Here is an 11,368-nt window from a genome sequence, read left to right as displayed (position 1 = left end):
TTAGAGACTGAACGGGCCGCTCTCGGAAACGAGCGCGGCCTTTTTCGTCAGCCGACCTCATCAGTGCGTCGGAGCGCCGCCCTTGCCTGACAAGCGTTGGATCACTGGTGAAACGATCCGCGTTGCAATCGGGATCAGAACCAACCCAAGCGCCAGCCCGAACACACCATCCATCGTGGCCGTTGCAATCCACTCGACGGTCGCCCGCCACTGTTCGGTAACCATGTGACCAACCGCGACCGCAAGGTCGTGGATGTGGTGATAAAGCCATGGCAAACCCAGCACATCCAGCCCATGCAAGATAATAGAGCCACCAACCCAAAGCATCGCGGCAGTTCCGACGATCGACAGAACCTTCATCAACACAGGCATCGCTTTGACGAGCCAGCGACCAAAGGCGCGTCCGACGTTGGTGTGGCCATTCTTTGCAACGTAGAGGCCGACATCATCCATTTTGACGATCACGCCCACGACGCCGTAAACAGCGATGGTGACGCCTGCCCCAACCACGGCCAGCGTCGCCGCCTGCATCCAGACATTGGGGGCCTCGATTGCGGCCAGCGCAATCGTCATGATCTCGGCGGACAGGATGAAATCAGTCTTGATTGCGCCCTTGATCTTTTGCTCTTCCAGATGGCCGGGATCCTTGATCGACATGTCCTCGGCGACCTTCGCGTCGCCATGCGGGAACAGCACATGAAATATCTTCTCCGCCCCCTCAAAACAGAGATAGGCCCCACCCATCATCAAGAGCGGTGTAATCAGCCAAGGCGCAAAATTAGCCAGTAGCATCGCCACCGGTAACAACAGAACGAGCTTGTTGAAGAACGATCCACGCGCAATCCTCCAGATAATCGGCAATTCACGCGCCGGGGCAAAACCCTGCACATATTTCGGGGTTACCGCCGCATCATCGATGATAACGCCTGCGGTTTTCGCGCCAGCCTTGCCAGCGGCCGCCACCACATCGTCAACCGATGCCGCCGCCACCTTGGCGATTGCGGCAACATCATCCAACAATGCCAGAAGACCACTCATACCCTGCCCCTTTTTCATTTGGCCCGCGAAATGAGCCTAACGCATTGATCCCATAGGACAAGCGTTAGCGCAACCGTGCTTAGTTTGCGCTAACACATTAAGAATGCGGCACTTTCTCCCTTTTTATGAATCGATTACGAGGCTATATGCCCCACAAGGCACAAAATTGTGGAGCCATAGAGCATGACCATTAACGTCGGTATTAACGGATTTGGCCGGATCGGCCGCTGTACCCTGAACCATATTGCAGCCAGCGGCCGCAATGATATTCGGGTTATCAAGGCCAATGCGACAGGCCCAATCGAAACCGCAGCCCATCTGCTGCGCTATGACAGCATCCATGGCCGCTTTTCGCAAGATATCCGCGTCGGAGAGCGCACATTGGATTTGGGTCAGGGCGAGATCGAGATGTTCTCGACCTACGATCCGCAGGAACTCGACTGGTCCGGATGCGACGTGGTTCTGGAATGCACGGGCAAGTTCAACGATGGCCACAAGGCATCGGTCCACATCGAGCGCGGCGCGAAATCAGTATTGATCTCAGCGCCCGCCAAAAACGTGCAGAAAACCGTGGTCTTTGGCGTCAATGACGAGATGCTCGCCAAGGGCGACACCATGGTCAGCAACGGGTCTTGCACCACCAACTGCCTCGCCCCTTTGGCCAAGGTTCTGGACGAAGCGGTCGGTATCGAACACGGCATCATGACCACGATCCATTCCTACACCGGTGATCAGCCAACGCTGGATCGACGTCACAGCGATCTTTATCGCGCGCGCGCTGCCGCGATGGCAATGATCCCGACCTCAACCGGAGCAGCTAAGGCCTTGGGGGAAGTTCTGCCCAACCTCAAAGGCCGGCTGGACGGATCAGCCATCCGAGTGCCGACGCCCAACGTCTCAGCGGTCGATTTGACATTCCGCGCCGCGCGCAACGTCACTGCCGAAGAGGTGAATGCCGCTGTTGCCGACGCTGTCAAAGGACCGATCGGCAAAGTCATGGCCTATGATCCTGAACAAAAAGTATCCATCGATTTCAACCACACCGAGGAAAGCAGCATCTTTGCCCCCGACCAGACCCGCGTCGTGGATGGCCGTATGGTGCGTGTTCTCGCATGGTACGACAATGAATGGGGCTTCTCGGTTCGCATGGCGGATGTTGCCACGGCGATGGGTCGCCTTAACGGCTGATAACCATTTCATTGGATCGCCATTGAAGACAGACGCCCGGTCAGGCATAGCTGACCGGGCGTTTTTTGATTCCACCGAGGTGTGAATGTCCAATACCCTCGCTCTCGTTCTGGGCCTGATGGTCCTTGGGGCTATCGTCGGCGATGCCGTGCTCTTTGACAGCGAACATCTGCTTTTTCTGGGCAAGAAACTCTCTGCATTTATTGAATGGCTTGCGTTCTGGCGCTGAAATAGGATGCGTCCGCCGCCATCACGACGGATGTTGCAGCCTTTCAAGCAAGGCGCGGCGAACCTCGGGTGTTACAAACTTTGAAACGTCGCCCCCCAGCCGTGCGATTTCCTTGACCAACTTGCTGGCAATCGGCTGGTACTTGGCATCCGCCATCAGAAACACGGTCTCGACGTCTTCGTTCAGCATCCGGTTCATGCCGACCATCTGATATTCATACTCAAAATCCGCAACCGCGCGCAGACCGCGCACAATCGTCTGCGCACCCACATCCTGGGCACAATCGATCAGCAGATTTTCAAACGGATGAACCACGATTTCTGTATCGAGCTGTTCCGTCAGCTTGGCGCAATCTGTCTTGATCATCGTGACCCGCTCTTCGAGCGAGAACAATGGGCCCTTGTCCCGGTTGATCGCAACGCCAATGACCAGACGATCAACCATGAGACAGGCGCGGCGGATAATGTCTGCATGGCCAAGCGTAATCGGATCGAACGTTCCGGGATAAAGTGCTACGCGCATTTTGGGGGGTCTCCTGCCTGATGCGGTCTGCTAATCAACCAATATCAGAGGGGCTGTATTTGCAAGCAAGCTTATGCTGTAGAACAGAAAATTCTCATCAGCAGGAGGTGCTCAGTTCGGGCGTCAGGTGACGGGGTCAGTGCCCCATGATCATGCCTTCAAGGGCCTGTTTCTCCATCGACAGTTCGGATAGCTGCGCCTTGACCACATCGCCAAGCGTTACAAGACCGATCATTGTGCCGTTCTCCTCAACAACCGGCATGTGGCGAAATCTGCCCTCGGTCATCATGCCAAGGATTTGCTGCGCGGTCGCCTCGATACTGCAGGTGACCAGCTTGCTGGTCATATAGGCGCTCACCGGCTGCTCCATACAGACGCTGCCGACATTTGCCAGTTCGCGCACGATATCTCGCTCTGAAAGGATGCCTGCCGCGGTCGTGCCATCATCATCTGATACCACCACAGACCCGATCCGGTTCTCGGCCAGAACCTTGGCGGCCTCTGAAACCTTCGCTGTGGATGCCACGGTCAGCACACCCGTTGTGGCCTTGGATTTTAGAATCTGCTGCACCAGCATTGAGGAGACCTCCGCAATATTCTTTCAATATTAAGAGCGTTGCTGCAATATGCGATCGTGTCAAGACTCCGCTGCCGGGTTGCGGCGTCAGGGCCTGTATTTGCGGTTGATTTTAGCCGTCAGCGCAAAACCTCATTGCACGCTCAGGTTTGCGCCTCCAGACGTGCCACTTCGTCCCGCAATCCGCTCGCCAGCGCTTCGGCAAACCGGTTCAACCGCTGACTGCGCTGATCCCCCTGATGGCGCACAAGATAGAAACTCCGCGTGAGATTGATCTCTTCTGTCAACACCTTGCACAGCATCCGGTGTGCAGGCAGCGTAAAGTCGTGGGCGATACCAAGCCCGACATGCTGGCACAGCAGTTTCAACTGAACTGGCACCGAATTTGACGCCAGCGGCACCCTTTCCACGCCAAGCTTGTTCAGGTAATCTAGTTCATCGTCAAAGATCATGTCCGGAATATAGCCCACCATCCGCCGCCCCCTGAGGTCCTCGACCTTTTCAAGTGGCGGGTGACTGCGCAAATAGCGGCGGGTCGCAACAAGGTGCAGCTTGTAGTCTGTGATCTTCTTGACCAACAACTGCCCGGCCGAGGGCGCGCTGACTGCGACCGCCATATCCGCCTCGCGGCGCGACAAGTTAACGATTCTTGGCAAGGCAACGATCTGGATATCAAGCTCCGGGTTATCTTGCCCGATGCGCGCGCACACCTGAGGCAGCAGGTAATTGGCGCAGCCATCCGGTGCCCCGATCCGCATTTGTCCTGACAAACCTTCGCTCTGACCATCCAGCACCTCGGTCGCGGCGCGCATCGCCTGCTCCGCCGCTTCGCCATGCGCCAGAAACCGTTCACCAGCCTCGCTCAGCGCATAACCCTGTGGCGATTTCACAAAAAGCGGGGCGCCAAACGCCGCCTCAAGCCGCGATACACGCCGACCGACCGTCGCCGGATCAATCTTGAGCGCGCGCCCGGCGGCAGAGAGACTCTCGTGCCGGGCCACGGCCAAAAATATTCTAACATCGTCCCAATGCGGTTCCATCCGCCTCCCCTGCAATTTTGCAAAGCCTTTTTGAAATCTTGCCTCTGTTCAATGATTTTTTGCAAGCCTATGGTTCGGGCAAATCGTCACCCAGGAGGAATCTCACATGCAAGAACTGACGCATTACATCAACGGCGCACACGTAAAGGGACAGTCGGGCCGCTTTGCCGACGTCATGAACCCCGCCACCGGCGAAGTGCAGGCCAAGGTTCCGCTCGCCAACGCCGAGGAAATGGCATTTGCCGTTGATATCGCCAAGGATGCCCAGATCGGTTGGGCCGCGACCAATCCACAGCGCCGCGCACGGGTTTTGATGAAATTCGTCGATCTGCTGAACCGCGACATGCAGAAACTCGCCGAGGCCCTGTCACGTGAACATGGCAAGACCTTGCCCGACGCAGCCGGTGACGTACAGCGCGGGCTGGAAGTCGTGGAATATTGCATTGGCGCGCCGCAGATGCTGAAGGGTGAATTCACCGACGCCGCCGGCCCCGGTATCGACATGTATTCCATGCGTCAGGCCTTGGGCGTGACGGCTGGTATCACCCCGTTCAATTTCCCCGCGATGATACCGATGTGGATGTTCGCCCCCGCCATCGCATGCGGCAACGCCTTTATTCTCAAGCCTTCCGAACGTGACCCCTCGGTCCCGCTGATGCTGGCGGAGCTTCTGGAAGAGGCAGGCCTGCCCAAGGGCATCCTGCAGGTGGTCAATGGCGACAAGGAGGCCGTTGACGCCATCCTTTACCACCCCGAAATTCAGTCGATCGGCTTTGTCGGTTCGACCCCGATCGCGGAATACATTTATGGCACCGGCTGTTCGCAGGGCAAACGCGTACAGTGTTTCGGCGGAGCCAAGAACCATATGATCGTCATGCCCGACGCCGACATGGATCAGGCCGCTGATGCGCTGATCGGCGCCGGCTATGGCGCGGCAGGCGAGCGCTGTATGGCGATCTCGGTCGCAGTCCCCGTAGGCGATGAAACCGCAGACCGCCTGATCGAAAAACTGGTGCCGCGTATCGAAAGCCTCAAGGTCGGCCCCTACACAGCGGGTGATGAGGTTGACTATGGCCCGGTGGTAACAGCCGCCGCCAAGGCCAACATCGAGCGGCTGGTACAGACCGGTATCGATCAAGGGGCCAAGCTGGTGGTCGATGGTCGCGGCTTCAAGCTGCAGGGATATGAGGGCGGGTACTTTATCGGCCCACACCTATTTGACCACGCCACGTCCGACATGGATATCTACAAGACCGAGATCTTTGGCCCGGTTCTGACCACCGTGCGCACCCAGACCTACGAAGAGGCGCTGAAACTGGCGATGGATCATGAATACGGCAACGGTACCGCGATCTTTACCCGCGACGGAGATACAGCCCGTGATTTCGCAAACCGAGTGAACGTCGGGATGGTTGGCATCAACGTGCCGATCCCTGTGCCGCTGGCATATCATACCTTTGGTGGCTGGAAAAAATCTGTGTTCGGCGACCTGAACCAGCATGGTCCAGATGCGTTCAAATTCTACACACGCACCAAAACCGTGACTTCGCGCTGGCCAAGTGGCATCAAGGATGGTGGCGAATTCTCCATCCCCGTGATGGAGTAAGGTCTGAAGATTTCAACGGAAAGGGCGCCAATCGGCGCCCTTTTTTCGTCTGTCGGCAAACACCTGCAAGCAACCGCGCCAAAGCAAAAGGGCGGTCAATTGACCGCCCTCTTCAATCCGATGAAAATGTTGGCTTCAGGCTGCTTTCCTCTTGCGGCGCATGGCGACGAGGCCACCCATACCACCCAAGAGCAGCAGACCTGTCGCAGGCAGCGGCACCGGCGAGATGTCGGCCTGTACCAATGTGACGGTTGCCGTGGTGGTGATCGAAGTACCTGGCAAGATCGTGCTACCGCCTTGGAAATCGATGGACACGATTCCGGTGTTACCAAATGCGACATCAACTGGCACATCATCCCATTCAAGCGCACCGGCGCCGATGAAGCCACCAATGACACCAACGACACCGCCCGCTCCACCGCTGCTAGCATCAATCGTCGGCGCACTGAACGCCAACGTCGCCGAAGCAGTGTAGTTTTCGTAGAACCCGGTACCGTTGCCGGTGAACGTCAGAAAATCAAAGGTTTCGTAATCACCAACCTCATTGAGATCGAATGTTGTTCCAACCAAGCCGGATGCCAGACTTTCTTCGATACAGTCGCCTGCCCCGGTACACCCAGAGAAAAAACCACCAGTCGGCGTCAGGCTGACCGACGAACCCGATCCAATGGTAAAGGTCGATGCATGTGCGATCCCGGCTGTTGCCAGCATCATGGCACCTGCAGCGCACGTTGCGAAAAATCTCTTCTTACTCATATGATTTAAGTCCCTGCTCCAAAATCTCGTTACCAACCGCGCCTTAAATGCACAGCATCACGCTTTTCACACTATCATCTGGCGCGTTTGCAATCAAGTTTAGGAATGTGTCTGGCGAGTAGATACTTGCTCTGCAATTCTAAAGCGATTTGCGACCGAAAAGGGCGAATTTCAAGCTGTTTCTGCAACCGAACACACACAACGCTAACATTCGCGTGAGAGCCGCGCTTGCTTCGCTTTCGGCCTTTGCATCAAGGCGCAGTGCGTCGTAAAGACTGGACCAAACAAGAATACGAGGCTTCGACATGACCCATGGTAATTTGACCAGGCGTTCTCTAGTGCTGGGGATGGCCACTACGCTCGCGACTCCCGCGTTGCTTCGCGCGCAATCTTCGGACGCGTTTCCGCAATCCGAAACCGCCATTCGCGACGAACTGCCTGTGCGCCGCAATACCTCTTCGTTCCAGATGCAACGCTGGCAAGATCACTTTGATACGCTGGGCAAAGGGTGCCTCTTGGCCGACATAACAAGCCGGGCGGTGCACTACTGGGGCCCGGATGATTCCACTTACCTCCTGTTCCCGTCTTCGGTTCCTATGTCCGAAGAGTTGACGCGACGGGGCTACTCCAAAGTCGTGCGCAAGGCGGAAAATCCGCGCTGGACACCGACGGCCAACATGCGCGAACGCGACCCCACGCTGCCTGATTACATGGAAGGTGGCCCCGGTAACCCGCTTGGCACCCGTGCGATGTATCTGGATTGGCCTGCCTATCTCGTGCACGGCACCCACGACACGCGCAAGATCGGCCGTCAAAGCTCATCGGGCTGTATCGGTCTGTATAACCAGCACGTGGAACAGCTCTATCCGCTGGTTCAGATCGGAACCCAGGTCCGCCTGCTCTGACGTCCAGTCCGGCAATAACCCTGACCAGAGCTTCAGCTTTGTCAAACTACTCCGGGGGTGAATGGTGAAAATCCCCGATTTTCACCAGAGGGGCAGCGCCTCCTACCCCAACACCGACCGGTTCATCTCTTTCTGATCCAGAAACTCTGCGCACGCCCTTCCGACAGGAACGGCAGCGCGGCTACGGCATCCGGTCGGCTCTGTTGCAGATAGTATCCGGGCCACAGGATATCATAGCCCCCACCCTGAAGCAGCGCATGCAGCATGTATTGCTCGGCCCAGGACGGGCAATCATAGAAAAACCGCTTGGGATATTCATAAGGCAGAAACACGTCATGGACGTGGATCACCACACCGGATGCCAGTGCCGGAATGATCCGGCAGAACAGATGCGCCACATCATTGCTCATCCGGACCTGATGGCTACTGTCGATGAACAGGATATCGCCATCAGTCAGATCCGCAAACAGCGATGGATCCACGCTCTCCAGTGTCGCCTGTTCGAACCGGTCCACGACATCCGCAATATCCGCGCGCGGCCATGGATCAATCGCGGTCAGTACTGTGTCCAACCCACCGTCAAGAATGGCTTGGCGCGTAATTCGAGTAGAGTTGCCACAACCAACTTCGATCACCCGGCGCGGCCGCGCACGACGTACCATGAGATAGAGCGCCTCGGCGTCCGGAGTGTCGAAATACCCGTTGCCCGGCGCATATCCGGTATCGTTCGATCCGTGGGTCATCAACCGCGCCAAATCGGCGCCATGTTCGCTAAAGTCCGAAACCAGCGAGGATATATCAAACCCGTCCATCCCCGGCGACAGGGCATAAGCCGGACCATCCAAACCACCTCGGGCCTCGAATGCGCGCAGCCTTTCCTGTTCGGCGCGATGCGCCTGACCGTCGGTCAGACAAACATCAAGACCGTCCAGCAAGCTGTTGATCTTACGTATCTTGCTACCGTTTCCCATCGCACACTCTCCGTCAACGGGCCACCAAACCCAATTCCATCCAGCCGATTTGCCCGGTTCCATCAACCACCGCAACCCGCAGCCGGTCGATTTTTCACTTGGCAAGAACGCGGTCAACCCGTTCACTGGGGCAAAGTCACCGATGGAGATACATCATGCAGCGGGAATTCACCCTCGGAATCGAAGAAGAATACCTGCTGGTCGATCGTGACAGCCTTGATCTGGCCGAAGCGCCGCCCGAGCTCATGTCAGCCTGCCAATCAGATCTCGAGGATCAGGTTAGCCCCGAATTCCTGCAATGCCAGATCGAGGTCGGCACCCGGGTCTGCGCATCGATTGCCGAAGCACGCGAAGATCTGAAACATCTGCGCGCCTGCGTGTCGCGTCACGCAGCCAAGCACAACCTCGCCCCGATCGCGGTCTCTTGCCATCCGTTTGCGGACTGGAAGGACCAACAGCACACGGAAAAAGATCGATATAACGCGCTTGAACGCGCCCTGGGCGGGGTGGCGCGACGCATGCTGATCTGTGGCATGCATGTTCACGTGGGGATCGAGGAAAAATCGCTGCGCACCGATCTAATGCCACAGCTCAGCTATTTCCTGCCCCATCTTTTGGCGCTGTCCTCATCTTCTCCGTTCTGGCAAGGGGATGACACGCGGCTGGCGTCCTACCGATTGACGATCTTTGACAACCTGCCCCGGACGGGACTGCCGCCACATTTTGACAGCTGGTCTGAATACGAACGGACCGCCGGAACGCTGATCGATCTTGAAATCATCGAGGACACCAGCAAAATCTGGTGGGATCTGCGCCCGTCACACAAGTTTCCGACGCTGGAAACCCGCATCATGGACGTGCAGCCACGTCTTGAACATACGCTGGCGCTGGCCGCTTTGATACAGGCGCTCACCCGGATGCTGTGCCGACTGCGCGAGCGGAACCAGCGTTGGCGCGCCTATGACCGGTTCCTGATTGCAGAAAACCGCTGGCGGGCACAGCGCTATGGCACCACCGAGGGGCTGATCGATTTCGGCGACCGGTCGATCAAACCATTTGCGACGCTGATGGATGAGTTGACTGGTCTCTTGTCCGAAGACGCCGAGGCACTTGAGATTCAGAGCGAGCTGGCCACACTGCGGGGAATCGTCCGCGATGGTACCAGTGCGGCGCGTCAGCGGCGGGTACATGCCGAGGCCGAAGAGGCTGGCAATGCGCCCGGCCCCGCAGTCGTGAAAAATCTGATCGAAGAGTTTCATGCTGATCTGTAGCGACCCTAAGCACCCGCGCCTGTCGATAGACAGCAAGAGCGGATTGCGGACCGTGGCAACATTCCTGTAAGGGTTGGGAATTAAACATCTGTTCAATTCGATGCGTTGGAGGAGATCTGCATGGATTTTGCAATGAGTGAAGAACAAACCGCCATCTTTGATATGGCGCATGCGTTCGGACAGGAAAACATCGCCCCCTTCGCACGGCAATGGGAGAGTGAGGGCACAATACCAAAATCGCTCTGGCCACAGATTGGCGAGCTGGGCTTTGGCGGGCTGTACGTTAGCGAAGACTCCGGCGGTTCGGGTCTGAGCAGGCTCGACGCCACGTTGGTGTTCGAGGCCCTGAGCATGGCCTGCCCGTCCGTTGCGGCATTCCTGTCGATCCACAATATGTGCGCCAAGATGCTCGACACTTTCGGCAGCGACGAGATGAAATCGCGGATCATGCCGGGTGTGCTGTCGCTGGAAACCGTGCTGTCCTATTGCCTGACAGAACCGGGTTCCGGCAGTGATGCCGCCGCGCTGAAGACCCGCGCGGAAAAAACCAACGAAGGCTATGTGTTGAACGGCACCAAAGCGTTCATATCCGGCGGCGGATATTCCGACGCCTATGTCTGCATGGTGCGGACCGGCGATGCGGGTCCCAAGGGGATCTCGACCGTCTATGTCGAGGATGGCACACCCGGCCTGTCGTTTGGTGCGATGGAAGACAAGATGGGCTGGCGTTCGCAACCCACCGCACAAGTGCAGTTTGACGATTGCAAGATATCCGCCGACAATTTGGTCGGAGACGAAGGTCAAGGTTTCAAATATGCCATGATGGGCCTTGACGGTGGACGCCTGAACATTTCGTCCTGCTCGTTGGGAGCGGCACAGACGGCGTTGAACTTGACGCTGACCTACATGTCAGAGCGTAAGGCATTCGGAACCTCCATCGACCAGTTCCAGGGATTGCAGTTTCGACTCGCCGACATGGAAATCGAACTGCAGGCCGCGCGGGTGTTCCTGCGCCAGGCGGCATGGAAACTGGATCAAGGCGCGCCCGATGCCTCCAAGCATTGTGCCATGGCCAAGAAGTTCGTGACCGAAGCCGGCAGCAAGATCGTCGATCAATGTCTGCAATTACACGGCGGCTACGGCTATCTCGCGGATTACGGGATCGAAAAGCTGGTCCGCGATTTGCGGGTTCACCAAATTCTCGAAGGTACCAACGAAATCATGCGCGTGATCGTCGCGCGGAATATGCTCGCCGCGCGGTAGGT

12 protein-coding genes are annotated in these 11,368 nt (G+C 57.3%); 6 read left to right on the top strand and 6 right to left on the bottom strand.

All coding sequences use genetic code 11. The annotated features are described in order from the left end of the window. Positions 1-60 precede the first annotated feature (60 nt). Positions 61-1,038, bottom strand: a complete 978-nt coding sequence (locus tag ABJO75_RS10535) for a DUF808 domain-containing protein (RefSeq protein WP_348129999.1) — start codon at positions 1,036-1,038, stop codon at positions 61-63. A 183-nt stretch (positions 1,039-1,221) separates the two neighbouring features. Here ABJO75_RS10535 and gap point away from each other — a divergent pair, with 183 nt between their 5' ends. Together gap and ABJO75_RS10525 are read left to right on the top strand one after the other, a co-directional pair. Beyond that, positions 1,222-2,226: a type I glyceraldehyde-3-phosphate dehydrogenase gene (gene gap, locus ABJO75_RS10530; protein ID WP_348129996.1), complete on the top strand. Its 1,005-nt coding sequence runs from the start codon at positions 1,222-1,224 to the stop codon at positions 2,224-2,226. Between the two features lie 85 nt (positions 2,227-2,311). Then, on the top strand, positions 2,312-2,455 hold the full coding sequence (locus tag ABJO75_RS10525; protein ID WP_348129994.1) for a hypothetical protein: 144 nt from the start codon (positions 2,312-2,314) through the stop codon (positions 2,453-2,455). Positions 2,456-2,476: 21 nt separating this feature from the next. Here ABJO75_RS10525 and coaD read toward each other — a convergent pair whose 3' ends face one another. The 3 genes from coaD to ABJO75_RS10510 all read right to left on the bottom strand — a co-directional run bounded on the left by coaD (position 2,477) and on the right by ABJO75_RS10510 (position 4,594). Further along, entirely contained in the window at positions 2,477-2,977 is a 501-nt protein-coding gene (coaD, locus tag ABJO75_RS10520) for a pantetheine-phosphate adenylyltransferase (RefSeq protein ID WP_348129991.1), read from the bottom strand. Positions 2,978-3,113: 136 nt separating this feature from the next. After that, a complete protein-coding gene (locus tag ABJO75_RS10515; RefSeq protein WP_348129988.1) occupies positions 3,114-3,554 on the bottom strand; it encodes a CBS domain-containing protein in 441 nt (146 codons plus the stop codon). Positions 3,555-3,697: 143 nt separating this feature from the next. Further along, positions 3,698-4,594: a LysR family transcriptional regulator gene (locus tag ABJO75_RS10510; RefSeq protein WP_348129985.1), complete on the bottom strand. Its 897-nt coding sequence runs from the start codon at positions 4,592-4,594 to the stop codon at positions 3,698-3,700. A 106-nt stretch (positions 4,595-4,700) separates the two neighbouring features. Here ABJO75_RS10510 and ABJO75_RS10505 point away from each other — a divergent pair, with 106 nt between their 5' ends. Beyond that, positions 4,701-6,200 (top strand): CoA-acylating methylmalonate-semialdehyde dehydrogenase, encoded by a 1,500-nt coding sequence (locus tag ABJO75_RS10505; protein WP_348129983.1) that lies wholly within the window; start codon positions 4,701-4,703, stop codon positions 6,198-6,200. 135 nt (positions 6,201-6,335) lie between these two features. Here the strand turns inward: ABJO75_RS10505 and ABJO75_RS10500 are convergent, their stop codons facing one another. Then, positions 6,336-6,914, bottom strand: coding sequence for a VPLPA-CTERM sorting domain-containing protein (locus ABJO75_RS10500; RefSeq protein ID WP_348129981.1), 579 nt, complete (start codon positions 6,912-6,914; stop codon positions 6,336-6,338). A 347-nt stretch (positions 6,915-7,261) separates the two neighbouring features. Here ABJO75_RS10500 and ABJO75_RS10495 point away from each other — a divergent pair, with 347 nt between their 5' ends. After that, complete coding sequence (locus ABJO75_RS10495; RefSeq protein WP_348129978.1) at positions 7,262-7,861, top strand: L,D-transpeptidase; 600 nt, start codon at positions 7,262-7,264, stop codon at positions 7,859-7,861. Positions 7,862-7,983: 122 nt separating this feature from the next. On the opposite strand, the gene ABJO75_RS10490 is transcribed toward ABJO75_RS10495, so the two are convergent. Beyond that, positions 7,984-8,832: a class I SAM-dependent methyltransferase gene (locus ABJO75_RS10490; RefSeq protein WP_348129975.1), complete on the bottom strand. Its 849-nt coding sequence runs from the start codon at positions 8,830-8,832 to the stop codon at positions 7,984-7,986. Between the two features lie 155 nt (positions 8,833-8,987). Between ABJO75_RS10490 and ABJO75_RS10485 the strand changes: the two genes are divergently transcribed. Both ABJO75_RS10485 and ABJO75_RS10480 read left to right on the top strand, forming a co-directional pair. After that, complete coding sequence (locus tag ABJO75_RS10485; RefSeq protein WP_348129972.1) at positions 8,988-10,103, top strand: carboxylate-amine ligase; 1,116 nt, start codon at positions 8,988-8,990, stop codon at positions 10,101-10,103. A 120-nt stretch (positions 10,104-10,223) separates the two neighbouring features. Beyond that, positions 10,224-11,366, top strand: coding sequence for an acyl-CoA dehydrogenase family protein (locus ABJO75_RS10480; protein ID WP_348129969.1), 1,143 nt, complete (start codon positions 10,224-10,226; stop codon positions 11,364-11,366). Positions 11,367-11,368: the final 2 nt, after the last annotated feature.

This window comes from Sedimentitalea sp. (assembly GCF_039973035.1).
Classification (GTDB): Bacteria; Pseudomonadota; Alphaproteobacteria; order Rhodobacterales; family Rhodobacteraceae; genus Sedimentitalea.
This window is presented reverse-complemented; position numbering and strand designations above follow the sequence as displayed.